General features: G+C 32.9%; 28 protein-coding genes. 3 read left to right on the forward strand and 25 right to left on the reverse strand.

The genetic code is table 11. From position 1 onward, the window contains the following. Window positions 1-20: 20 nt before the first annotated feature. The 7 genes from EOV51_RS04685 to EOV51_RS04715 all read right to left on the reverse strand — a co-directional run bounded on the left by EOV51_RS04685 (window position 21) and on the right by EOV51_RS04715 (window position 6,299). A complete protein-coding gene (locus EOV51_RS04685) occupies window positions 21-926 on the reverse strand; it encodes a pseudouridine synthase (RefSeq protein ID WP_128150350.1) in 906 nt (301 codons plus the stop codon). A gap of 50 nt (window positions 927-976) precedes the next feature. Then, the gene (locus tag EOV51_RS04690; protein ID WP_128150352.1) at window positions 977-1,879 is read right to left on the reverse strand and encodes a UbiA family prenyltransferase; all 903 of its coding nucleotides are present in this window, start codon (window positions 1,877-1,879) and stop codon (window positions 977-979) included. A 47-nt stretch (window positions 1,880-1,926) separates the two neighbouring features. Further along, window positions 1,927-2,853, reverse strand: coding sequence for a mevalonate kinase family protein (locus tag EOV51_RS04695; RefSeq protein ID WP_128150354.1), 927 nt, complete (start codon window positions 2,851-2,853; stop codon window positions 1,927-1,929). A gap of 94 nt (window positions 2,854-2,947) precedes the next feature. Then, complete coding sequence (locus EOV51_RS04700; protein WP_128150356.1) at window positions 2,948-3,472, reverse strand: RDD family protein; 525 nt, start codon at window positions 3,470-3,472, stop codon at window positions 2,948-2,950. A 77-nt stretch (window positions 3,473-3,549) separates the two neighbouring features. Next, entirely contained in the window at window positions 3,550-5,178 is a 1,629-nt protein-coding gene (gene groL / locus EOV51_RS04705) for a chaperonin GroEL (protein WP_128150358.1), read from the reverse strand. Between the two features lie 35 nt (window positions 5,179-5,213). Continuing rightward, entirely contained in the window at window positions 5,214-5,492 is a 279-nt protein-coding gene (locus EOV51_RS04710; RefSeq protein ID WP_128150360.1) for a co-chaperone GroES, read from the reverse strand. A 240-nt stretch (window positions 5,493-5,732) separates the two neighbouring features. Beyond that, the gene (locus EOV51_RS04715) at window positions 5,733-6,299 is read right to left on the reverse strand and encodes an HdeD family acid-resistance protein (protein ID WP_128150362.1); all 567 of its coding nucleotides are present in this window, start codon (window positions 6,297-6,299) and stop codon (window positions 5,733-5,735) included. A gap of 187 nt (window positions 6,300-6,486) precedes the next feature. Between EOV51_RS04715 and EOV51_RS04720 the strand changes: the two genes are divergently transcribed. After that, window positions 6,487-7,032 (forward strand): RNA polymerase sigma factor, encoded by a 546-nt coding sequence (locus EOV51_RS04720; protein WP_164875245.1) that lies wholly within the window; start codon window positions 6,487-6,489, stop codon window positions 7,030-7,032. Here EOV51_RS04720 and EOV51_RS04725 read toward each other — a convergent pair. From EOV51_RS04725 to EOV51_RS04765, 9 genes are all read right to left on the reverse strand, one after another. Further along, window positions 7,029-8,561, reverse strand: coding sequence for an AMP-binding protein (locus EOV51_RS04725; protein ID WP_128150366.1), 1,533 nt, complete (start codon window positions 8,559-8,561; stop codon window positions 7,029-7,031). The two genes, EOV51_RS04720 and EOV51_RS04725, sit on opposite strands and share 4 nt — an antisense overlap. After that, the gene (locus tag EOV51_RS04730) at window positions 8,536-9,396 is read right to left on the reverse strand and encodes an SDR family NAD(P)-dependent oxidoreductase (RefSeq protein WP_128150368.1); all 861 of its coding nucleotides are present in this window, start codon (window positions 9,394-9,396) and stop codon (window positions 8,536-8,538) included. The genes EOV51_RS04725 and EOV51_RS04730 overlap by 26 nt, the downstream gene beginning before the upstream one ends. A 64-nt stretch (window positions 9,397-9,460) precedes the next feature. After that, on the reverse strand, window positions 9,461-10,219 hold the full coding sequence (yaaA, locus tag EOV51_RS04735; RefSeq protein ID WP_128150370.1) for a peroxide stress protein YaaA: 759 nt from the start codon (window positions 10,217-10,219) through the stop codon (window positions 9,461-9,463). Window positions 10,220-10,559: 340 nt separating this feature from the next. Beyond that, window positions 10,560-11,822, reverse strand: a complete 1,263-nt coding sequence (gene sufD, locus EOV51_RS04740; RefSeq protein ID WP_128150372.1) for a Fe-S cluster assembly protein SufD — start codon at window positions 11,820-11,822, stop codon at window positions 10,560-10,562. 43 nt (window positions 11,823-11,865) lie between these two features. Beyond that, window positions 11,866-12,600 (reverse strand): Fe-S cluster assembly ATPase SufC, encoded by a 735-nt coding sequence (sufC, locus tag EOV51_RS04745; protein ID WP_128150374.1) that lies wholly within the window; start codon window positions 12,598-12,600, stop codon window positions 11,866-11,868. A gap of 405 nt (window positions 12,601-13,005) precedes the next feature. Further along, window positions 13,006-13,524, reverse strand: coding sequence for a hypothetical protein (locus EOV51_RS04750; protein WP_128150376.1), 519 nt, complete (start codon window positions 13,522-13,524; stop codon window positions 13,006-13,008). Further along, window positions 13,521-14,165 (reverse strand): cysteine peptidase family C39 domain-containing protein, encoded by a 645-nt coding sequence (locus EOV51_RS04755; protein WP_317126983.1) that lies wholly within the window; start codon window positions 14,163-14,165, stop codon window positions 13,521-13,523. Before EOV51_RS04755 ends, EOV51_RS04750 begins: the two co-directional genes overlap by 4 nt. 58 nt (window positions 14,166-14,223) lie before the next feature. Further along, window positions 14,224-14,442 (reverse strand): hypothetical protein, encoded by a 219-nt coding sequence (locus tag EOV51_RS04760; protein ID WP_228427728.1) that lies wholly within the window; start codon window positions 14,440-14,442, stop codon window positions 14,224-14,226. Between the two features lie 348 nt (window positions 14,443-14,790). Beyond that, window positions 14,791-15,159, reverse strand: coding sequence for a hypothetical protein (locus EOV51_RS04765; RefSeq protein ID WP_128150382.1), 369 nt, complete (start codon window positions 15,157-15,159; stop codon window positions 14,791-14,793). A 222-nt stretch (window positions 15,160-15,381) separates the two neighbouring features. On the opposite strand from EOV51_RS04765, the gene EOV51_RS04770 reads away from it, so the two are divergent. Beyond that, window positions 15,382-15,591, forward strand: coding sequence for a hypothetical protein (locus tag EOV51_RS04770; protein WP_128150384.1), 210 nt, complete (start codon window positions 15,382-15,384; stop codon window positions 15,589-15,591). 620 nt (window positions 15,592-16,211) lie between these two features. On the opposite strand, the gene EOV51_RS04775 is transcribed toward EOV51_RS04770, so the two are convergent. The 7 genes from EOV51_RS04775 to EOV51_RS04805 form a co-directional block, all read right to left on the reverse strand. After that, window positions 16,212-16,733, reverse strand: coding sequence for a hypothetical protein (locus EOV51_RS04775; protein ID WP_128150386.1), 522 nt, complete (start codon window positions 16,731-16,733; stop codon window positions 16,212-16,214). A gap of 20 nt (window positions 16,734-16,753) precedes the next feature. Further along, window positions 16,754-17,425, reverse strand: a complete 672-nt coding sequence (locus EOV51_RS04780; RefSeq protein WP_128150387.1) for a cysteine peptidase family C39 domain-containing protein — start codon at window positions 17,423-17,425, stop codon at window positions 16,754-16,756. 176 nt (window positions 17,426-17,601) lie between these two features. Continuing rightward, the gene (locus tag EOV51_RS04785; RefSeq protein WP_128150389.1) at window positions 17,602-18,165 is read right to left on the reverse strand and encodes a hypothetical protein; all 564 of its coding nucleotides are present in this window, start codon (window positions 18,163-18,165) and stop codon (window positions 17,602-17,604) included. A 4-nt stretch (window positions 18,166-18,169) separates the two neighbouring features. After that, window positions 18,170-18,598, reverse strand: a complete 429-nt coding sequence (locus tag EOV51_RS04790; protein ID WP_128150391.1) for a M15 family metallopeptidase — start codon at window positions 18,596-18,598, stop codon at window positions 18,170-18,172. A 17-nt stretch (window positions 18,599-18,615) separates the two neighbouring features. Beyond that, window positions 18,616-18,954, reverse strand: coding sequence for a hypothetical protein (locus EOV51_RS04795; protein WP_128150393.1), 339 nt, complete (start codon window positions 18,952-18,954; stop codon window positions 18,616-18,618). Window positions 18,955-19,205: 251 nt separating this feature from the next. Then, complete coding sequence (locus EOV51_RS04800) at window positions 19,206-19,472, reverse strand: hypothetical protein (protein WP_128150395.1); 267 nt, start codon at window positions 19,470-19,472, stop codon at window positions 19,206-19,208. A 72-nt stretch (window positions 19,473-19,544) separates the two neighbouring features. Continuing rightward, on the reverse strand, window positions 19,545-20,063 hold the full coding sequence (locus tag EOV51_RS04805) for a hypothetical protein (RefSeq protein ID WP_128150397.1): 519 nt from the start codon (window positions 20,061-20,063) through the stop codon (window positions 19,545-19,547). Window positions 20,064-20,298: 235 nt separating this feature from the next. Here EOV51_RS04805 and EOV51_RS04810 point away from each other — a divergent pair, with 235 nt between their 5' ends. Further along, window positions 20,299-21,030 carry a S24 family peptidase gene (locus tag EOV51_RS04810; protein ID WP_128150399.1) on the forward strand — a complete coding sequence of 244 codons (732 nt, stop codon included), beginning with the start codon at window positions 20,299-20,301 and terminating at the stop codon, window positions 21,028-21,030. Window positions 21,031-21,042: 12 nt separating this feature from the next. Here EOV51_RS04810 and EOV51_RS04815 read toward each other — a convergent pair whose 3' ends face one another. Together EOV51_RS04815 and EOV51_RS04820 are read right to left on the reverse strand one after the other, a co-directional pair. Then, the gene (locus EOV51_RS04815) at window positions 21,043-22,233 is read right to left on the reverse strand and encodes a TonB-dependent receptor plug domain-containing protein (RefSeq protein ID WP_128150401.1); all 1,191 of its coding nucleotides are present in this window, start codon (window positions 22,231-22,233) and stop codon (window positions 21,043-21,045) included. An 82-nt stretch (window positions 22,234-22,315) separates the two neighbouring features. Continuing rightward, complete coding sequence (locus EOV51_RS04820) at window positions 22,316-24,763, reverse strand: bifunctional UDP-N-acetylmuramoyl-tripeptide:D-alanyl-D-alanine ligase/alanine racemase (protein WP_128150403.1); 2,448 nt, start codon at window positions 24,761-24,763, stop codon at window positions 22,316-22,318. Window positions 24,764-24,767: the final 4 nt, after the last annotated feature.

The following is a 24,767-nucleotide window of genomic DNA, read 5'->3' on the forward strand; positions in this document are numbered from 1 at the left end:
ATATAAAAAAAATGCTCCCATTAGAGCATTTTTAAATTATTTATTTCCAGGTCTGTTAGAATTCTCCAATATCCTCGTTTGAGTGATTTTTTAGTCAATCCGGCAAACATTACCCGGTCTAATTTTTCAACATTATAACCCAGTCTCTCAAACATTCTTCGGATAATACGATTCCATCCGATATGAATTTCAACACCTACTTCATTTTTAGGAGCTCCTTCTATAAAGGATACTTTATCCACTTTTGCAACTCCTTCTTCAAAACGAAGTCCTTCCAGAAGTTTATTGAAGTCTTCAACTGAAACTTTACGATCCAGGGTTACATGATATATTTTTTTCATTTCATGAGAAGGATGCGTAAGTTTTTTGGTAAGCTCTCCGTCATTGGTAAGCAGTAATACTCCTGTGGTCTGACGATCTAATCTTCCCACCGGATATAATCGGTATGGAGATGCATTAGCAACCAGATCCAATACGGTTTTTCTGGCTTTTTCATCCTTGGTGGTAGATATATATCCTTTAGGTTTATTTAAAAGCACATAAACGTTTTTTTCCGGTCTGATGTATCTTCCATCAAAAAATACATCATCACCGGGCATTACCTGATATCCGAATTCGGTAATTGTTTTACCGTTCACCTGTACAACTCCGTTTTGTATAAATAAATCGGCTTCTCTACGGCTGCAAACTCCTGAATTAGCAATATATTTATTTAATCGGGTTCCTTCTTTTTCCGGAGTTTTCTTTGTCTGATTTTTTCTGAACGTTGGAGGAGATTTAAAATCCCTTTTTGGTTTATCTTCTCTTTTATTGTCAAATTTGGAAACTTTGTTTTCCTTACGGGTATCTTTTGAATATGAAGAATCTCTCTTATACGATTTTTCATTTCTTCCTGAGCCTCTTCTGTTATTTGAATTATTTTTCATTACTTTTGAATATACTTAATATTTGGCGTAGAGGTAATATATTGATTCTACTAACCTCTAAAATGCAAAGGTAAGGGATTCCCATCAATAAATAATAGGGAAATAGTTCCTAAAAAAATCCAGAATTTAATCATAATTATCAGAACCTGAATTAAACGTCGATCAGAAAACCAAAGTCCGGGTATAAGCCCCATGCATAATAATGCTGTGAGCAGGTAATATAGCCTGATTTCGACTAAATGTGGTTCAAAGGTAAGATGTACGGAAACCCAGGTTAAAAGTATAAGTAAAAAGATAAGTATTATTTTGGTTGGAATGAACCCCAAAGTGTTAGGAAGAGTATGGTATTGAAAAAGTGTGTCATATTTTACCGAATGAAAATCTTTAAAAATATCCCGGATCAGAATAATGAGAAAAAGGAAAACGGCAAGATATAAAATGTAGGGAGCATAATTTTCATAGAACAGAAAGAGTGCCAGGAAAGGAAATATCATCAATATAGAATTGGTGAGATTATTAATAAAAACCAGCCGGCTGAGTTTATGACTATATAACCATATTAAGAATTGGTAAACCAGAAAAAAAATAAAAATTCTATAAGACAAAAATAAAGTAATTGTGAGGGATATAAAATTGAAAATCAGATAAATTCTTAATGCAGTGCTTTGTTGTATAAATCGTTGCATCATTGTAGAAATAGGTCGATAAATTTGATCTTTATCCTGATCGTAAAAAAAATTAATGATGTAGCCCGCCATCGCACTGAGTGCCGAAGAGAAAACTATGCCGTGAAGTTTTATATTTTTGAATTTTTCCCAGAAAAGACCGGTGTGATCAAACAGGTAGAAAGCCGAAATGTACATTGCCAGAATAAGCATGATCACATTTAATATTCGTACTCTCACCAAAAGAGACAAATTAATAAGTAAAATATTAGTACTTGAAGCTTCCATAGAAGGGTTATGTCAAGTAAAAGTACAAAAAACTTATAATTGTAGACTTAAAATCGATAAACTACTTCTTTATTATAGCCTTCCAACATTTTTTCAGTCGCTTCATAGTCCTGAGTAAAGCCAAGTATATATCCACCACCACCGGAACCGCAAAGCTTTAAATAATAGGTATTGGTATCAATTCCCTTTTTCCATATTTTTAAAAACTCGCTTGGAATCATCGGTGTGAAGTTATTGAGTGCCCAAAGAGAAAGCTTTTTTAAATTTTTAAAGAAAGGTTTCATATCCCGATTCAGGAATGATTCAATACAGTCATTATTATATCGGATAAATTCTTCTTTAAGGGTTTTACGGAAGCCTTCATTTTTTAGCTTTTCAAAAAAGATGTTTACCATAGGCTCAGTTTCACCGGGCATACCGGAATTAATCAAGAAAACAGCGCCCTTACCTTCCGAAGTACGAGTTACACCCACTTTGTCAACCTCTGAATTTGACTGAATTAACAAAGGAATATTCATGTAACAAATCAAAGGGTCAATACCTGAGCTTTTTCCATGAAAAAAAGATTCCATTTTTCCAAAAACTAATTTCAGGTCGGTTAAATCCTGTTTGGAAATTTGTTCGGAAGATAATTTATTTAAAGAATATTTTTCAAATATGGCTGCTACCAAAGCTCCGGAGCTTCCAACTCCATAGCCTTGAGGTATATTGGAATCAAAATACATTCCTTTTTCAATGTCATTTTTCAGACTAGCAACATCCAGCTCAAATTTAGTGGGTAAATCTAGTGTTTCTAAAAACTCTGCAAATTTTTGCAGAGATATATTTGAGGCAAGATGTATCTTATCTTCTTGTGAAGAAAACTTCAGAGTCCCTTTGTAGGAATCGAAAGGTAAGGTGAGGCCCATTGAATTTTCAATGATTCCGTATTCTCCAAAAAGTAAGATCTTTGCGTAAAATAAAGGATTTTTCATGTGAATATTTGTTCCCTATTTAAAACGTTGCAAAATTACTAACAATTTTTCAACTATAAGCATTTTTATTAATAAATTTGCAAATGTAGTTGGTTTATAATGAAATAGATGATAGACCTTCGTCAGGATTTTCCTTTCCATCGATTTGGTCAATAGCCTGTAAAGCATTCATATCTCTGTCAAAATCTTTTTCTTTCACTACTCTTGTGTTTGACCATTTGTCGTGCCAGCCAGTTCTCCCAAAAAATGAAAGAAATTCAAAGGGTACAATACGAGAAAAACTTCTGGACAAATAATTTTGCAGGGTAGGAGTTTCACCATATTCAGTTACTACTTTAGTTCCGGTTATGAATTTTCCAAAGCTCTTTCCTTTTAGTAAAGCTTCAACCGCCCACATAAATAAAGCATATAGAAGCATATTAATAAGTCTTGTCATAAGTTTAATTCCAGGCTCATTTACTATTTTTATTATATCCATAACAGTATATTCTGAAAAATAAAAAGGACCTATTAATAAAATGAAGTATATGAGGATAAATACCACATAGTCTATAAAATAATTAATAAATCTAAGGCTTTTTGGAGCCAGATTATTTTCAACAATCGTAAATTTTTCCATAGTTAGTTTTTTTGCAAAAATAAAAAAACTGTCAAAAAGATCTTTTTGACAGTTTTATATTTAAAAAAATTATTTTATTACATCATTCCCGGCATACCTCCACCCATTGGTGGCATCGCAGGTTCATCTTTTTTGATGTCTGTAATTACACATTCAGTAGTTAAAAGCATTCCAGCTACGGAAGCTGCATTTTCTAAGGCTACACGAGTAACTTTAGTTGGGTCAATGATCCCAGCAGCAAGCATATTTTCATATTTTTCTGATTTTGCGTTGTATCCGAAATCATCTTTACCTTCCATAACTTTATTAACTACAACAGAACCTTCTCCACCTGCATTAGCTACAATCTGACGTAAAGGTTCTTCAATAGCTCTGGTTACTATTTTTATACCGGTATTTTCATCCTGATTAGCTCCTTCCAGTTTAGCCACTCCATCAATAGCTCTTACTAAAGCTACACCACCTCCAGCAACTATACCTTCTTCAACAGCCGCACGGGTAGCATGCAAAGCATCATCTACACGGTCTTTTTTCTCTTTCATTTCTACTTCAGAAGCAGCACCAACATAAAGAACAGCAACTCCGCCGGCAAGTTTAGCAAGTCTTTCCTGAAGTTTTTCTTTATCATAATCTGAAGTTGTGTTCTCGATTTGAGCTTTGATTTGGTTTACTCTTTGTTTGATGTTTTCATCACTTCCGGCACCGTTAACAATGGTAGTATTATCTTTATCAATAGTTACTTTTTCAGCAGTACCTAACATTTCCAGAGTAGCTCCTTCTAAAGTTAATCCTGCTTCTTCGGAAATAACGGTTCCACCGGTTAATATAGCGATATCTTCCAGCATAGCTTTTCTTCTGTCTCCAAATCCTGGAGCTTTAACCGCTGCAATTTTAAGAGAACCTCTTAATTTATTAACAACTAGGGTAGCAAGAGCTTCACCATCAACTTCTTCAGAGATGATAAGCAGAGATTTACCATGTTGAGCAACTGGTTCTAAAACCGGAAGTAAATCTTTCATGCTGGATATTTTTTTATCACATAATAAAATATACGGGTTATCCAGTTCCGTGATCATTTTATCAGTATTTGTTACAAAATAAGGAGATTGGTACCCTCTGTCGAACTGCATACCTTCAACTACATCAACATAAGTATCTGTTCCTTTTGCCTCTTCCACGGTGATAACTCCTTCTTTACCTACTTTTCCGAAAGCTTCAGAAATTAAAGAACCAATGGTTTCGTCGTTATTAGCTGAAATAGAAGCAACTTGTTTTATTTTTTCAGAATCTGAACCAACAACCTGAGATTGTTTTTTCAATTCTTCAACAATTGAAATAACCGCTTTGTCAATTCCTCTTTTCAAATCCATAGGATTAGCTCCAGCAGCCACGTTTTTAAGGCCTTCTCTAACGATAGCCTGAGCTAATACAGTAGCGGTAGTAGTACCATCACCTGCAATGTCGTTAGTTTTAGAAGCAACTTCTTTCACCATTTGAGCCCCTAAGTTTTCGATAGGATCTTCCAGCTCAACTTCTTTAGCTACAGTTACACCGTCTTTGGTAACATGAGGAGCTCCGAAAGGTTTTTGTATTACTACATTTCTTCCTTTTGGTCCTAAAGTAACTTTTACTGCATTTGCTAAAGCATCTACTCCTTTTTTAAGAGCGTCTCTAGATTCTATATTAAATTTAATATCTTTTGCCATTGTATTTTTTTTTAATGATTAAAATGAATTTTTAATTAAACGATTGCTAAAATATCTGATTCTCTCATAATAAGATAATCTTTACCGTCCAGTTTCAATTCTGTTCCTGAATACTTACCGTAAAGAACTTTATCACCTACTTTTACAGTTAGTGGTTCGTCTTTTTTTCCGGTTCCAACGGCTACGATTACTCCTTCCTGAGGTTTTTCCTTAGCACTATCAGGGATAATAATTCCTGATGCGGTTTTTGTTTCAGCGGCTGCCGGCTCTACTACCACACGGTCAGCTAATGGTCTAATTGATAATTCTGACATAACCTTATAATTTTTTTTGTTTAATTTAATTAAAAAAATGTACTTATTGAGTTTTCGAAAAACATGCCAATACCTACTTGAATGACAAAATGAAAGTAAACGTGTCAAGTTGTCATTATAATTTGTTGTTTTAAAGTACTGTAGTCGGGACGATAAATATTCAAGATGTATACGCACAAAAAATCCCGGCTTTTGTATTGCAACAATTTAAAAGCCGGGATTTTTTAACTGATAGAAAATTTACTCTATATTATCTTTAATGTTTTTAAGGCTGAACGAAAGGCCTATATAATAAATACCTAAGAAAATAAGGGATATACTAATCCAAATTAGAAGAGCAGCTAACCCTACAGGTGGAAAAAGTATAATGACAAATGAAAGAATGAGTTCCAATATTCCTAATACCAGTAGCCATCCCCAACTGTTTATTCCTAAATTCTTAAGATCAAAGGAATGACCTATTAGGCTTACACCTTTAAACAAAAGCCAGAAACCAATGAAGAAAGCTAAAATTCCCATTTGTGTAATCATGCTGGATTTTAATAATATGATACCGATTAGTAAATCTAATATACCTCCGGCAAGATACCATCCCCATGAACTGGTATGAGTGTTACTTAAAGAAAAGAAAATTTCGAAAATACCCAGAACAAAGAAAGAAACTGAAAAAAATGTGGTTAAGAATACTAATGAGGGCGCAGGTTGGGTTACTGTTATTACCCCTGCAATAAGGAAAAGAATACCTAGAATAAGCATTACCCACCAATTTTTGACAATTCTTTTGCCTGTTTGAAGAAATGGTTCCATAATATATATTTTTATATTGTTTCTATATTTATACGATTCAAAAATAATGCCATTAAACTCTTTTTAATTAACGGATTTCAAGAAAATATGTGTAGTTATGATATGTGTGATTATGAAATATAGAATACAATTATTTTAGGTATTATTATTGCAGTTTATTATATTACCTGTAATTAATGATGAAAACGTGGACTTATTAGAATTAATAGAAGAAGCAAAAAATTCCCGTCAACAAGCACAGAGCAAGTTGGTTAACTTGTTTTGGGCCGATATAAAAGGATATATTTTTTCTTTAGTAAAGGAGGATGATGCCGCTGAAGAGCTAACGGTAGAGACTTTTACTAAAATTTTACAGAAACTTTCTCTTTATAATTCAGATTTTGACTTTAAAACCTGGTTAATTTCCGTTGCTCACAATTCCACCATCGATTATCTGAGAAAAAAAAGTAAAGACAGAGGGGTACATACCGATGAGTATCCGGATTTGGAAGATACTGGACCTTCTCCTGAGCAGCTTTTCATAAATCGGCAAAATCTGGAAGCTTTAGAACATAAGCTGGAAAGTTTACCCGGTAACTATCGTAAACTGGTACAGTTACGCTATCTGGAAGGAAAAAAGCTTAATGATATAGTAGAAAAAACAGGATTGTCTCTGGCGAATGTTAAAGTAAGCCTTATGCGAGCAAAAAAATTGTTGGTTGAAATGCAGGAAACTAAAAAGTTAAAAGATTAAACAGGAGCGAGTAGCTGTAATAATTTATTTTTGTCCGGTTTACCCATTGGGGTAAGCGGCAGATGATTGATAAATGTTATTCCTTTGGGAATCTGATACCGGGTAGCTCTCCCTTTAAGCCATTCCTGTAAAACTGTTTCGTCAGATACCCTCCGGTTTTTACTTACAACAAAAGCCCAGAGCCTCTGACCAAAATCGTCATCTTCAATTCCAATTACAACTGCCTCTTGTACATATGGATGTTCACAAAGAATAAATTCCAGTTCAAGGGGATATACGTTTATGCCTCCAGATATGATCATTTCATCAATTCTTCCTGTAAGATAAATGTAACCTGATTTATCTTTATATCCTAAATCGCCGGTATTTATTAATTGATTTTTATGAGCTGACCATGGGCAGGATACAAAAATTTGTCCTATTTGATTAATGCTTGTTGTGTTTCCATGACGATCTTTAATCGTTACAAAAGTCCTGTTGATGGGTTTTCCGATAGAGTTAGGGAAACGAGCAATATCCGAAGGGGTTGCAAGAATGCAAAATCCAACTTCAGAAGTTCCGTATGCGTTATATAGATGTACCTGATTCAGGTGATTACTGATGTTTTTAATTAGAGATGGTGATAAGTGAGAGCCTCCGGAAATAATGCAACGTAAAGTTTTAAGTTTTTTTGAATAAGAGATTAGGCGGTTTAAAATGGTGGGTACTGTTGTAATGACTTCAATTTTTTCCGATTGAATAAGGTTCGCACATTTTTCAGAGTCAAAATCTGCTGTAAGGTTTATATGGCTTCCTAAAGAAATTGACAGACAAAGTGCAGCAAATCCAAATCCATGATAAACCGGGGTGGTGATGTAAACGTTATTGTATTGATATAATTTTAGTTCGGAAAGTAATGAGTAAAAAGGGGATAAGAAATCAGATACTGAAGTTTTCCTTTCCGCAGGTTTAGGTTTTCCCGTACTTCCTCCGGTAAAAACAACAAGTTTTCCGCCATAAGATTTGGGTAATGATAAATTAACTTGTTTCTGAGTTGAAAAAAATTGAATGGAATCTTCAAATAATCCGTAAGCAGGAATAGCTCGCTGGTCAGGCTGAGCAGTAATTACATTTCTTTTGTCAGAATCGTAAACTAGGAGATCCAACGGATGTAATTGTATAAAGTCTGAAAGTTGTTTCTCAGACATTTCTGTGTTTAAAAGATATATATCTATCCCTAATGCAGAAAAAGAAAAAATAGAATACAGCAGAGAAAGGTGATTTTTACATAAGATTCCCGCTTTGTTACCTGGGTTCAGAATGAAACAATGTTTTAATTTTACGGCTGTTTGAAGAGTTCTAATATATAATTCCTTATAGGTAACGGATTCACGATCATCTTTAACAGCTATTCGGTTGGGATATATTTTAGAAGCAAATTTTAAAAGAGTTAATAAATTGATACCATGCAGGCAAAAAGCTAAAATGAGAAAAAAAATTCCTTTCGGTGAGAGGAAATTTGCTTTATAAAGAATTCCTATTTTTTTCATTTTTTTTCACATAAAAAGTACATATTATTCTAAACCATTTACTTGCTGTCAGTGAGGCAAACTGACAGATAAATAACCACCAGGGCTTGTAACTGTTTTGTTTTGAAATAATCGCTTTTGCAATTATTATAGCAGCATCTATGGGTTTTCTTGCAGGAAAATTTTTGTATATCGGAGTGGGGACTATCATTCGTGTTTTCACTAATGGCAGATAAATAATGCTAGTAGTAATGTCCATGGTTTTTAATTCGGGTATATTAGAGCGTAACCATTGGTCGAATGCCGTTTTTGATGCTTGATAAGCAGCCCAATATGGGGCAGGTTCAAGAAGAACATTTACGGCAGAGACGGAGATAATATGTCCTTTGTTTTTTTTTAATACCGGTATTAAGTAAAGACAAAGTTGAACCGGAGCAAAGTAATTCAGGTTCATGGTTCTCTGATAATCGTGAAATCGTTCTAGCGACTGATTCAACGGTCTTCGAATTGATTTTCCGGCATTGGATATAAATATATCAATTCCTCCACTTATATTTTTGAGGAAGTTAATTAAATTTTCACATTCTAAGGTGTTGTACAAATTACAACTAAAAACAGATACTTTGGTTCCTTGTTTTTCAATTTCAGATTTTAGGATTAAGAGCTTATCTGTAGAACGGGCAGTAATCACCAGATGAACAGACATTCCTGCTAGTAAATAACATAAAGATTTGCCGATTCCATACGATGCTCCGGTTATGAGTAAGGTTTTGCCAGATAACTTTTGTTCAAGCTTTTCCCTGTTTAAATTTAAAGGAGGATACAGAAAATATTCACAAAAGTTGAATTTATTCATTTTTGGGTAGGCGAATGAAAATTTTTATTTAACTCAAATAATTAAGTATAAGCTTTCGGCAATGTTACCGGATGAAAACTAAACGAGTATCGTCCGAATTTTTTTCAGAAAACTCATATCCATCTTCATGATAGGTTTTTAAATCTTCCACCTTTTTTATTTCATTTTCTGCGCACCAACGGGTCATTTTTCCTCGTGCATTTTTAAAATACATCATAATACTTTTAAGTTTTCCATCTTTGAAATCTTTAAAGTCCACTTCTATAATCGGATGGTTTAATTCTTTGGTATTTAAAACTTTAAAGTATTCTTTACTTGCTAAATTTATGATAGGTTCGTCTTTTTTTAAAGTAGATTTCAGGTGGGTGGTTAGGGTTTCACCCCAAAACTCATATAAATCCTTAGAATTACCGGTTTTTAGTTTTTTCCCCATTTCCAGCCGATAGGGCATAACCACATCCGAAGGTTTCAATAGTCCGTAAAGACCTGAAAGAATAAAGAGATTTTTTTGTAAGTAATCTAATCCTTTTTTTGACAGTGATTCTGCCTCCAGCCCTCTGTATACTTCTCCTTTAAATGCTAGTACCGCCTGAAGACTCTCATTATTAGATGGTTTTGCTTTCCATGCCTGATTCCTTTCCCAGTTTTCTTTAGATAGTTTTGGAGATATATCCAGTAATTTTTCCAGCTCCGAAGGATTATATTCTTTTAGAATGGTTTGTAGCTGGTTACTACGTTCTATATATTCAGGCTGAGTTCGTTGGCTCCATTCTGATGAAGATTCCATGCTCATAAGCTTGGCTGGAGATAAAAGGATTTTCATGATTTATAAGGTTTATTATTGCTAAGTTATTAAAAAATGATTAGACTCATTTTATTCTCATTAATATTCGTAGAATATTTGTGATACATCCTTGTACTTTGATAATAATAAAATTGGCTATATTTTCTTCTGTTTTGTTATTTATAACAACTGTAATGTTGGTTATGCTTTAAATAGTGTTTAAAAAAAACAAGCCTTTTTTTATTAACAGTATTGAAATTCAGATTTAATTTGTAATAATGCGAATGGTTAATTATTTGATTTGAAAATCAAATAATTAATTTTTAAGTAAAAAAGCCGCATAAAACATGCAGCTTTTTTTACATATTTTAATAGTATCTTAAAAGTCGAAATCTAAAGAAACATCCAGTTTCTTAGCTATTACTTTATTAATTGTATTTTTTAATTCAGGAAGGGTAACTGTTTCCATTACGTCTGCGGCAAAAGCAAACATAAGAAGTGCTTTTGCTTCCTTTTCGTGAATTCCCCGTTGCTTCATGTAAAATAGGGCATCGTTATCCAACTGACCCACAGTACACCCATGAGAACATTTAACATCGTCTGCAAAAATTTCCAATTGTGGTTTAGTATCTATATTAGCCTTATCTGAAAGTAATACGTTGTTATTTTGCTGAAAAGCGTTGGTTTTTTGTGCAATCTCATGCACTTTTATTTTACCATTAAAAATTCCGTGCGCATTCCCATTATAAATACCCCGGTAAAGTTCGTGGCTTTCACAGTTTGGCTGATTGTGCTGTACCAGCGTATGATTTCCTACTTCTTGTCCATTTCCGATGATAGTTATTCCTTTTAAAGTTGAATTTATATTTTCACCTTTATGATCAAAGGAAAGTTCATTTCGAGTGATTTTTCCTCCAAAGGTAAACGTGTGTATATATGCCTGGCTATCTTGTTCCTGTGCAACAAAAGTACTGTCCAGTAAATTTGTTTCCGGAGCATCATCCTGTATTTTATACAAACGGAAATGAGAATTCTTCCCCACAAATATTTCCGTAACCATGTTGGTTAAGAATTCGTGTTCGGAAAGAGTATGTACTTTTGCTGTAACCGAAGCCTGCGAGTTATCTTCAACAATGAATAAGTTTCTGATAGTCTGCAAAGCTGGTCTTTCCTGAGAACTGTTAATATACAAAAGTTCCACCGGTTTTTCTTCTACGGTATTTTTAGGAACATAGATAAAAGTACCTTCCTGTGTGGAGGCTGTGTTTAATATTGTGAAATATTCCTGATTTGTAAGCGTATTGAATTTTTCTGCAAAAATCTGCTGATACTTTTCATTTTTCAATGCTTCTGAAAACGGTAGTACTATAAGTTTGTCTTTTGGATAGTTAGAAAATTCAGGAGTAAATATGCCATCTACAAAAACAATTTTGAAAGAATCCAGATTTTGTATGGAGTTTTGGCTTATTATTTCCTGAGTTGCGGGCTGATGAACTGCCGGAATGAAATTTTCCGGTTTAAATGCAGATACCCGTGTATATTTCCAATCTTCGTCTTTTTTGCTTGGAAATGCCAGCTTTTCAACAGAAGACTGTGCCTGTGTTTTTATTTTTTCTAACTCTGTATGTTGTAAAATATTCATTTCAAAAATTTAATTAGCAAGATTTTAATTGATTTATTTGGTTTTATAACCAATCGTATCCTCTTTCTTCTAATTCAAGAGCTAGTTCTTTAGTTCCGGATTTTATAATTTTTCCGTCACGGAGAACATGAACAAAATCGGGAACTATGTAATCCAGTAAACGTTGGTAATGAGTAATAACTAAAACGGCATTTTCACTGTTCTTAAGTTTATTTACCCCATTGGAAACAATACGCAGGGCATCAATATCCAGTCCGGAATCGGTTTCATCTAAAATAGCCAGTTTAGGTTCCAGCATAGCCATCTGAAATATCTCGTTTCTTTTCTTTTCTCCTCCTGAAAATCCTTCGTTAAGTGAACGGGAAAGAAAATCTTTTCTTATTTCCAGCAACTCCGATTTTTCTTTCACTTTTTTCAGAAATTCCTGAGCAGAAATATCTTCCTGTCCATGAGCTTTACGGTTAGCATTTATGGCTGATTTTAAAAAGTTAGAAACACTTACTCCCGGAATTTCAACCGGATACTGAAAAGACATAAATATTCCGGCATTGGCTCTTTCTTCTGGTGCTAGCTCCAATAAATCTGTCCCTTCAAAAAGTATACTTCCTCCAGTAACTTCATAATCATCCCGTCCGGTAATAACATTGGAAAGAGTGCTTTTACCACCTCCATTCGGACCCATAATTGCATGAATCTCACCTTTATTTATTTCCAGATTTATCCCTTTAAGAATTTCTTTACCATCTATTTCTGCATGCAGATTTTTGATTACTAACATATTTTGTTTCTTATTTTTCTTTATATTCTATTCTGTAGGCAAAGATACTATCTTTAGCTAAGCGAATAAAAAAGGGTGATAGATTTTATTTATTTTTTTATTGGAGAGATTGTTTTGTTAAACTATAAATCATTTAATAATCTCTTTCTTTAACATTTAGATATCTTTTTACATTTTTCAATGCTTGTTCTTTGTTTATCATAATTTTATTATCTTAATGTTAAAACTCTGTCTATACAAACTCCCTGTCGTTTGGAGGGAATGTCTTTTAAGTTAAATAGTCATGTTTTAACTATAATATAGATATATAATTGTATTAAAAGTTTCGCTAATAATAAAACGTAGACAAAAATAAACATCCTGAAATGTATACTTCAGGATGTTTATTAGTTAAAAATGAAAATCTTATTTCTTCTTTAATTCAAAAGTAATAGGATCAAAGGTTTTATAAGTCATAACATCTGTACCGGAACGAATAATCGGATATTCTTTTTTTCCAGGTCTATATATAAAAATAGAGGAATGAGGAATGCCTAGTTGATGTACTAAAGGAATAAAAAGCCCGTTGAAATAACCTTTGGTTACCACCTCAAACCCATGATCCGTGATCCGGGAGCTGTACCATTCCCATTCCCTAATACTCTGAAGCCTATTTATAATATTGAAAATACCAGTTACCAACTCATCCCTATAATCACTATTTTCCAGTTGATTGGTAAATTCAACCAGTTTCCGGGGGAGTAATTTTTCCCATTTAAGACTTTCGGCACTAAGGTTTTTATTCTCCAAAAATGTTATAATACTTTGTTTAAAGACATTAAGATCGTCCTCCGGATTAGGAATGTTTTTAATTCTCAGTATATCGTATTTTCCCTCCGGCAGTTCTCCGTTATTAAGTGTTAGTATCCTTTGTTTCTCTGTCATGGCAATTTATTTTTTTGAATGGTTACAAATTTTTCGTAAAATACTTTTTTAAAATCCTCAAAAGAAATACTATAAGAGGATCCCTGAAATAGAGGTAGCGGATCTCTTACATATACTCTTCCGTTTTTTATCTTGTCAACAACTATGGCATGTGCTCCAAAATCTTCATGCCAGACACTTACCACCGCTTTTTTATTTCCTGTTTTCATAACTTTTTCAAGAGCATTTACAGAAATTTTATCACCCTTATGTCCACGAGCAATAGTTTTTACATTATCAATGTAAGCATTTTTTAATGCTTCGGGAATATCCAGAATATTTGCTCCATTTCTATCCGTATGTAATGCATCTGCCAGATATTTTTCAGAACGAGGGATTCCTAAATCGTCCAAAAGCATTCCTAGGGAATTGGCAGCACAAGTATATTCTTCGGTTTGCCCCCAAACTTTCCCTAAAGGAAGTTCTTTTCGAAATTTGATTCCTGCATTTTCAAATAAAGATTTCGTATTATCTCCTAGCTTTCCAAGCTCATTAAAAACCTTTCCTTCCGTTTTAACAATCTCATCGGTATTTCCGTGAAGGAGCTTTTTGATAAAATGTTTAAAACCTTTCCAGCCTTTGCTGCATGTTTCAACAAATATAAAAGAAAAAGCCTGATTTTATATATCAGGCTTTATTAGATTCAGTATAGCAAAGACTTTACTTATTCCTATACAATTGTCTTACAATTTCATATTTACCTTCTTTATTTAAAGCAATTTCGTAATGTCCGGTGTAGTGGTGGAAACTGATAACTTCTCCTTTTTCATCATCTATGGTAATGAACCATTCTGATCCAGGAGATCTTAACCATTCATCCCCAACAGCTTCCGGGTCGCTGTAATTGTATCTCTCCCCAATAATCAAGTTTAAGATCATTATCTTTTTTTTCTTTTTCGTAAAACCTACATAATATAGGATATTTATAGTCATGTTTTAACTATATTATAGATATATAATTGTATTAAAAGTTTCGCTAATAACAAATCGTAGACAAAAATAAACATCCTGAAATGTATACTTCAGGATGTTTATTAGTTAAAAATGAAAATCTTATTTCTTCTCTCAACAAAATTATCTAGAAATAACCCTAAAAATCGTGGTTATTTATTTTAAAAAAGAATATTTATTTTTCACTTTTATAATGCTTTTATTAATTAAGGAAGTATGGGTAAAATTATTGGTAGATTTAAATTCTAAAATCTCAAAAATGTTATTTTACAAAATTTAATTAAAATATTTTGCAAATCTACTCTCATTTTTAGTGTAATTTTCTAAATCTTTATAATTACTATTTGCCCAATTTTTTTTTATTAGCTGAATAATTTCTTTTTTAAATTTATCACTACTGCTATAATCCAATATTGAAATAACTATTAACCATGCAGCTCTAATATTTCCAAATACTTTTTCCTCTAAATTTTCGTTTTTGAGTACTTCTTGTTTTAAAATATCTTTGAAAAAACTACTTCGTTTTGAAAAAATTGGGTAATAATTAAATCTGCCATATTTTGGGAATGTTAATTCAAAATTTTTCAACAACTCTTCATTGCTTAATTTATTCAATTCATTTACAATAGGAATAATATGTTTCATTATCAATATTCTTTAAGTTTTTTTATTTTTAATAATACATTTTTATCTGTAATAGTGCCAAAATTATTAGTAATATAATTGATTTCATCAATAAAATTTTCTTTTAATTGTTCTATTATTTTTTGTGAATTTATTATGTTATTTTTTAAAATAAACTCTATTTCCGTTTTATATGCATTATATTCTGTTAAACATCTATAATTCACATCATAAAGAGAATTCATGCCTAAAAAACCATTTACTTCATCATCTAAAAAGTGCTTATATTCATGTTCCCATGCAGAAATAGAAGCTTTATCATGGATTATAATTTGCCTTGGTCGTCCTTTTGATAATCCTGGAGAATATCCTAAGGCTTCATTTTCTCTATATATAATCTCTACTTCTTTGGTCTTAAGATCATTTATAATTTTAGAAAGTCTATCCGGATGAGAATTTTTAGCAGCTCCTAAGATATCAGCAACTGGATCAGCTTTAGAATGAAATCTATCAAAAACCTTTCCTTCCGTTTTAACAATCTCATCGGTATTTCCGTGAAGGAGCTTTTCGATAAAATGTTTAAAACCTTTCCAGCCTTTGCTGCATGTTTCAACAAATATAAAAGAAAAAGCCTGATTTTATATATCAGGCTTTATTAGATTCAGTATAGCAAAGACTTTACTTATTCCTATACAATTGTCTTACAATTTCATATTTACCTTCTTTATTTAAAGCAATTTCGTAATGTCCGGTGTAGCTATGTATAGCAATTGCCTCTCCTTTTGCATCATCTATGGTAATGAGCCATTCTGAGCCAGGAGATCTTAACCATTCATCCCCAACAGCTTCCGGGTCGCTGTAATTGTATCTCCCCCCCCAATAATCAAGTTTAAAATCATTATCTTTTTCTTCTTTTTCGTAAAACCTACATATTATAGGATATTTATAGTCTTATTTTAACTATATTATAGATATATAATTGTATTAAAAGTTTCGCTAATAACAAAACGTAGACAAAAATAAACATCCTGAAATGTATACTTCAGAATGTTTATTAGTTAAAAATGAAAATCTTATTTCTTCTTTAATTCAAAAGTAATAGGATCAAAAGTTTTATAAGTCATAACATCCGTACCGGAACGAATAATCGGGTATTCTTTTTCTCCTGGTGTATATATAAAAATAGAGGAATGAGGAATGCCTAGTTGGTGTACTAAAGGAATAAAAAGCCCGTTAAAATAACCTTTGGTTACCACCTCAAACCCATGATCTGTGATTCGTGAGCTGTACCACTCCCATTTTTTAATACTTTGAAGCCAATCCACTATACCAAAAATACCCATTAACAGTTGATCTTTATGATAATCACTATCTTCCAATTGATTGGTAAATTCAACGAGCTTTCGGGGAAGCAATTTTTCCCATTTAAGACTTTCGGCACTAAGGTTTTTATTTTCCAAAAATGCTATAATGCTTTGTTTAAAGGCATTAAGATCGTCCTCCGGATTAGGGATGTTTTTAATTCTAAGAATATCGTATTTTTCATCAGGAAGTTCCCCGTTATTAAGTGTTAGTATCCTTTGTTTTTCTGTCATGGCAATTTATTTTTGAATGGTTAAAATTTTTTATAAAATACTTCTTCAAAATCCTTTAAAGAAATGCTGTAAGAGGACCCCTGAAATTGAGGTAGCGGATCTCTAACATATACTCTTCCGTTTTTTATCTTGTCAACAACAATGGCATGTGCTCCAAAATCTTCATGCCAGACACTTACCACCGCTTTTTTATTTCCTGTTTTCATAACTTTTTCAAGAGCATTTACAGAAATTTTATCACCCTTATGTCCACGAGCAATGGTTTTAACATTATCAATGTAAGCATTTTTTAATGCTTCTGGAATATCCAGAATATTTGCTCCAATTCTATCCGTATGTAATGCATCTGCCAGATATTTTTCAGAACGAGGGATTCCTAAATCGTCCAAAAGCATTCCCAAAGAATTGGCAGCACAAGTATATTCTTCGGTTTGCCCCCAAACTTTCTTTAAAGAAAGTTCTTTTCGAAATTTGATTCCTGCATTTTCAAAGAAAGATTTGGTATTATCTCTTAGATTTCCAAGCTCATCAAAAACCTTTCCTTCCGTTTTAACAATCTCATCGGTATTTCCGTGAAGGAGCTTTTCGATAAAATGTTTAAAACCGTTCCAGCCTTTGCTGCATGTTTCAACAAATATAAAAGAAAAAGCCTGATATGCAAGATCGTGCTTTTTCCTAAGTATATAATGAATGAATTAAATAAGTCTTTTCTAAAAAATAGTTATGCTGCTTATCTGTTGAATCTTTGTTTCTTATAATTATCCTGACTTTTTATTGACATTTCTTAATAAAGCCAATCAAAAATTGATTCTAATAATTATAGATAGTTTGTTTATAATTATTTTCTAAATTTTCATTAATAGGTAACTTATATTTGGATAAAATTATAGCTGATTCCTATTCCCAGAAAGGAAGATAACCCTTGTTGGAAATTGGTTCCGTATCCTGCTATAATTCCTATTCCAAAAGGCTTTAAAGTATTTTTTCTTTTTTTATACAGCTCTATTTGTTGATCTTGTTCCCTACGGATATTTTCAGAGTTAGTCAGTTGATTAAGAGTGTTCACTTTTTGTTTATTTTGTAAAAAGATGAGGCTATCAGAGAAGGTAATATGATTTTTTAATTGATGAACATCTTTTTTACATAAGCTATCTGTGTAGTTTTCAGTTCTTTCGATAGTAATATGTCTAATTTTTTCTTTTCCTTGGATATAAAAAGTTTTCACCTTTTGTTTCTGCTTTTCCAAAACAGCATACACTTTTTGCAGGCTGTCATATTCTTTTTGATAGGTTTTTACCTTTGTTTTGGATACTTTAATTTCGGATTGTACCTGCTTTGTTTTAACTGAATTTTTTCCTGACTGGTATGCATAAAGGCCTACAGAGAAGATAATAATTAAAAAACCCAGCCATACTTTTATATTTGATTTCATAGGTTTATTTTTTTAATTCAAAATGTGGAGTGTCTTTAAAGTTTTTCCAATCGCCACCCCATTGTATTGTAATATCTAATTCTTTAGCCGTTTTTATAATATGACGGGCAATAGCTGTAAGTCTTAGATTCACATCTTCGCCCTCTGTATGAACAGTTCCGTTAAAATAAGGATACAGATCAACAGCATATCCAAATCCGTCTGACTGAATTTGATGCTTAGAAAATGTTTGAATGCCATCGGAATTAGTTACGATGTTTCCTGGTAAGGTACGTCCTTTTGCATATAATTCTCGTTGATCGCTGGTTGTCCTGACTCCATTAGTCAGTGTAAAGTCGTATGGGCTATTTTTTATAGATATTACTAAAACAGTAATTAGTTCCGGATGAATATCTTTCAAATTGCGATAACTACGTTTGCTGAATTTAAACATGATAATTGGTTTTAGTTTTAAAGATTAAAATTTTTATTTATAATTTTTTTTATAAATTCGGGTAGCCAGTTGATGAGTTGTTCTAATCCGTCCAGCACTTCTCCAGAGTAGGCTCCGGTTATCGCACAGACGACCATTATGCTGTTAGTAGATACATCTGTGTATTCTTGCAAGAGTATACTGGCAGCTATTCCTATGACAGCTGATATAGGTATTTTTAAAAGTAATCGTTTAATAGAAGTTCCCTTGTAAACGGCTCTTGCAATCATGCTAATGAGTGTTGTAAGAAATATCAGTCCAAATCGATTGATAAAATCAAATACTGACTCAATAAGGTTATTTATTAAAATTTTCATTTTTAGGTTTTAAGGTTTTTTTGTAATTATAATTATTAAGAAATTGTAATCACTTAAAAATCAATCCGGAAAATGTGTCAGGTGCTAAATGTATAGACTTAAAGAAGAAAAATGAAAATGAGTAGGTTTGAAAAATATTAATGAACAAGGATGGGTGTATTAAAAAGAGGTTTCCCTGACAAGTAATTTTTCCGGATTGATTGGATATGGTTGACTAGTAGTTTTTTATTTTTAAATGGAGGTGTATAATTTTATTTTATTTTTACTCTTACAATCGAACCTAGCTCTTTTTCAAATCGGTATTCAGGTCTTCGCCATCTTCTCCGCTTAATTTCCGTAAGTTTGGATTTAATTTTTTCTGAAAGCTCAGGCGTTAGTTCCAAAGGATAGGAACGGTTAATAATTTTGATTTGATTTAAATGAATCATGCATCTTTCATTTAGGCTCAAAAACTTTTTCTCTTCTGTATCGTAAGATAGACAAGTTCGTAAATCTTCAATTTTTATTTTTTTTCTCATAGGAATCATATTAAGGTTGTTTTTTCGTCTCTGCGTACTAATTCTTGTAATAAATATTCTCTTTGTGCTGTTTTAAGCAATCGGTCCTCTCTGTTTTCGGAAGTTTGTATTTCGTAACTTAAAAGACCCACTCTTTTTACGAGATTCCTTTCCGGTACCTGTTGAATTTGATAACGGATAAGGTAATAGGGATTGTTTTTCATGGACTTTTATATTAAGTTGATTAAGAATGCCAGGATTAATATAGTTCCAGTCAGATGGTGAAAAATGTGTAAGCTCTTCGAAGCCGGCAGATAGGAATAAAGACATGTCTTTATTTATATTTGCTGTATTTGTATTCACTCCGGCTTTTTTAATCAATTCATTGATTTTTAAACTCCAGGAATATTTCCACCAGTTCCAGAACAGAGAAGAAGATAAAAGAATATTGACATCCCTTTTCCAGTTTACCCTATTGTTTTTCTGGCAGAAGGTTTCAGCATATTTACATCCGCAAGTAAAAAGCATTTCATTATAAGCTACTGAGGTAATTTCAGATAATCGGCAGAAATGATAGTTGGTTTCTTCAATAAAATTAGTTTTTGTTAACATGGCATTATGGTTTTTCAATATTTCACAAATACGTTTGTATTTTTTAGGTTTTTAATTATATCTCAAAAATGTGATTTTAAATTGTATTTAATTGTTAATCAGTTGTTTGGTTTTATTATTTTTTTTAATGATTTAATTTATAATTAATTATCTTATTATTTCAAAATTGTTTAGTAATTTTGTCAAACAATCATGAGGCAAATATACAAACATATTTGATAAAATACAAACAAAGATGAAAATTAATACAACTTTTTTTGAAAGAATCGTGCAACTTTTAGAGTATAAAGGATTTAGAAGTGTAAATGATTTCTCAGTTAATGGTCTGGGATATAGCTCTTCAGAAAAAATAAACCGATTAAAAAAGTTAGGAGCCAAGCCTTCATTCGATATTTTAGAAGATATTGCAAACAAGTTTGAAGATGTAAATGTGAACTGGCTTTTAACAGGCAAAGAATCCATGCTTAAATCTGAAGGGAAAGAACTCGCAGGTCAGCCTTTTTATGCTGCGCCTATCAGTATTCATCGAAAAACAATAGATCCTATTCAGGATTTGCAGGATGTTCCTTTATACGATTTGGAAGCAACAGCCGGTTTGGTTGAACTTTTTAAGGGAACACCCAGTGATGCAGTTCTTGACAGAATACGTATTCCAGGAATTGCAAATTGTGACGGAGGTGTGTATGTGAAGGGCGATTCTATGTATCCCTTACTTAAAAGCGGCGATATTGTCCTTTATAAAGAGATAAGTGTAGAACGCATATTTTGGGGAGAAATGTACCTGCTTTCTATAAAAATAGATGAATGGAGTGAATATATAACTGTTAAATTTGTGCAAAAATCAGAGTTGGGAGAAGAGTATGTAAAATTAGTTTCACAAAATCAACATCATCAGCCCAAAGACATACCCGTTGAGCAAATCACAGCGATAGCCCTGATTCGTGCCAGTATAAGAATCCATAACTAAGGATTCCGGTTATTATCCTTTCACTACAAAAGTTGCTGTAGATTTAGGTTTGGCGTTTTCTTTGTCTGATTTTTTTTGAGATTTGCCTGTTGACTCGCGGATGATGTTTTGTAATAAATTTCCGGATTTGGAGTTAATTACCAGAGCTCCCTCTGAAGCTTTATTTCCATAAAGCGGCGTGGCTGCATTACCCTTGATAAAGGATATAGAATCTATATCCTCTGGATTAAGTCTTCTCACAATAGCCATATATAAATCAGTCCGCTCAATTCTCGTTCCATCAATAACATATAAAGGCTGAGCCTGCTCAGGATAATTTTTACTAATAAGCAATGCATCATAAACATAGTTGGAATGATTCGGATAATATAAACGAACAATATCAGAATTGCTTTGTTGTATTTTTTCGGCAACATTTATTACTTCCGGTTTAGGAGCATTAACTTTTATGTCTTCCTGGTTTGCCACTTGAATGGATTGAATGTCAGATATCTTTATTTCTTTAAAATCTTGTTTTGCATTAACAGGTGCGCCGTTTATTACAATATGTGATTGGGTATCCGGCTTTTCAGGAGAAAAATCCGGTGTCTCTTGAGAGTCTTCTATATTCTTGGAGGACTTTTCAATTGATGGAATTGACGGTTCTTTTATATTCTGAATTTCTGTATTTTTTTCCTGGGCTGAAATCGTTTCAGACTGAGTGTTTGAATCCGCAGGATGATTGTTTTCTATAAAAGTAGATGTTCCTGTTTCAGAATCTTCTTCCTTTATATTTTTAGCTTGATAAGCAAAGGCCTGAGGCTGATCGGACGAAACAAAATTGCCTTCAGAAGTAAGATATATATAATCTCCGGAAATATCATCTTTGGATGATTCGGTAGTGGTACTCAATTGTACTTCTGTATTATTTTTTACAGATACTGGTTCTGAAACTTTTGGATGTAGTGTTTCGGCTGTTAAATCAGTAGTTTCAATTTTGGTGCTTGCTTCTACCGACGGATTATTTTCTTCTGTTTGTATTTCTGTTTTTTCAAAAGCAGTTTCTGTTTTTGCAGGCTCTTCTTGCTGCGGAGACGAAGCTTGTTTAGCTTCTTTAGACTGACAGCTTTGTAATAAGTATAAGCTGAATGCTAAAAGAAAAGCTGCGGATAATTTGATTAAAGATCGAGTGTTTAGTTTTTGAGTAACAGTTGAGATAAACATTTTGTAATTAATTATTTAAGTTTTAAAATTTGCGATAAATGTAGAAAAAAATTATGATATATAATAATTATATATCCGATAATTATTCTCTATAATAAATTCGCTTGACTCTGGGAGAAATAGAGGTAAGTATTTCGTAAGGTATTGTCTCACACCATTCAGCATATTCTTTCAACCCCGGATTTTCTCCCAATATAACCACTGAATCACCTTCTTTGCAGGGAATGTCAGTAACATCAATCATCAGCATATCCATACAAACAGTTCCTACTATCGGAGCTTTTTTCCCAGAAACGGTTACATATCCTTTTTCATTTCCAACCATTCTCCGGATACCATCTGCATAGCCTATCGGTAAAGTAGCTATAGAAGATTTTCTTTGGGCTTTAAATCTTCTCCCGTATCCAATGGTTTCACCTGTGTCCAGAATATGAATATTTGAGATGACCGTTTTCAGGGTAGCTACATTCTCCAGTTTTTTAAATGCTTTATCATTTTCAATATAACCATACATACCAATTCCCAGCCGTACAGCATCGAACTGATATTCCGGGTAATTAATAATTCCCGGGGAATTGGAAATATGTAATAAAGGTTTATAGCCTAAAATAACAATTATAATTTCATAGGACGATCTAAGTCTTTTCGCTTGTAAGCGGGTAAAATCTTCTTCCTGTTCAGGCATATCCGAGGCCGCGAAATGACTGAAAACAGATTTAACTTCTACAAAAGGATTATTTTTGAGTTTCAGAGCCAGTTCTTCTACTTCTTCAGGTAAAAATCCCAGACGATGCATACCGGTGTCTATTTTTATATGAATCGGATATTTTTCGGAAATAGACTTTTCTTTTATTTTCCGTATAAATTTTTCCAGTACGCGGAAACTGTATATTTCGGGTTCAAGGCTGTTGTCTATTACTGAATCATAACTGCTGATTTCAGGATTCATAACCATAATAGGAAGGTAAATACCTTTTTCACGAAGTAAAGCTCCTTCGTCGGCATATGCAACAGCCAGATAATCTATATGATAATATTGGAGAACTTCGGCAACTTCAAAACTTCCAAGTCCGTACGAAGAGGCTTTAACCATTCCTATTATTTTTGTTTCAGGCTTTAAAAGGCTTTTAAAATAATTTACATTCGTCATCAAAGCATGCAGGTCCACTTCCAATATGGTGTCATGAGTCTGCATTTCCAGATGAGAAGCAATTTTTTCCAGGCTAAATTTACGTGCTCCCTTTATAAGTATTGCTGTATCTCTTACCGGATGAGTATCCAGAAATTCTGTAATTTCCTGCTGAGATGAGAATAGTTGTGGTTGGGCTGTAAATAAATGCTGGTATTCTTTTATATTATCTCCTATCAGGAAAAGATTATCAACAATAAAAGAATTTACCAGTTTGGAAATGTTGTGATATAATTCTTTTACGGGTGTGTGGGATTGCAGAATATCTGATAATATTAATGCTTTTTTAGGTTTGTTCTGAAGAGATAAGAAATTGAGAGCAATTTCGAGCGATTTATAATCGGAATTAAATGAATCATTAATAATTACGTTGTTATTCAGTCCTTTTATTATTTCCAGGCGCATGGAGACAGACTGAAGCTGACTGAATTTTTCCTTTATAAATTTAAAGTCAAATTGTAATTCATTTAAAATGGCTACCAGGCACAAAATGTTCTGCACAGAGGCTTCATCCGTGAATGCTATGGATAATGTTAGGAGTTTATCGAAAACCTTTATTTTTAACTCTCTTCCGGAAGAAGTAATCTGAGAGTCTATTAGTTCTATGTCAGCATTTTTTAATCCGAAAGAAATGAGCTTTCTATCACCATAGTTGCTGTTGATTTGCGCTTTAATTTTTTCTTCAGCCGGATATATGATGACGGGTGAATTTTTAAAAAGCTTTATTTTTTCAGATATCTGTTCCTCTTTATTTTGAAAATATTCAGAATGAGCAGAAAGTACATTGGTTAATACACCGTAGGTAGGATGAAGCATTTTTTCCTGTTTGAGAATTTCTCCGGGTTGAGAGATACCCACTTCAAATATACCCAGTGTATTTTCTTCTCCAGACTGAAGAATTGAGACAGGCAGGCCTATTTGAGAATTGAAACTCTTCGGGCTTCTTACAATATTATATTCTTCCCAAATACACTGATAAAGCCATTCTTTTACTATGGTTTTGCCATTGCTCCCGGTTATGCCTATTGTGGGGAAGCTGAATTGATCCCTATGAAAAGCCGCCCATTTTTGAAGTGCTTGTAGCGGATCCTGAACGATTAGATAAACAGCATCTTCGTGAAATATCGGAATATGCCTGCAAACAAAAATACGGATGCTTTTCGCGTACGCTTCTTCTATAAACGAATGTCCGTCATGTATTCCGGATATAGCAAAAAAAACTCCGTCCTGCGGAGCAATGATGCATCTGCTGTCGTAAAACAATTGTGTGATACAGGCATCGGGTTTGCCTACAATTTCTGCATCTACAATTTTTGCTAGTTCTAAAACGGAATATTTCATTTCA

This window comes from Apibacter raozihei (genome assembly GCF_004014855.1).
Classification (GTDB): Bacteria; Bacteroidota; Bacteroidia; order Flavobacteriales; family Weeksellaceae; genus Apibacter; species Apibacter raozihei.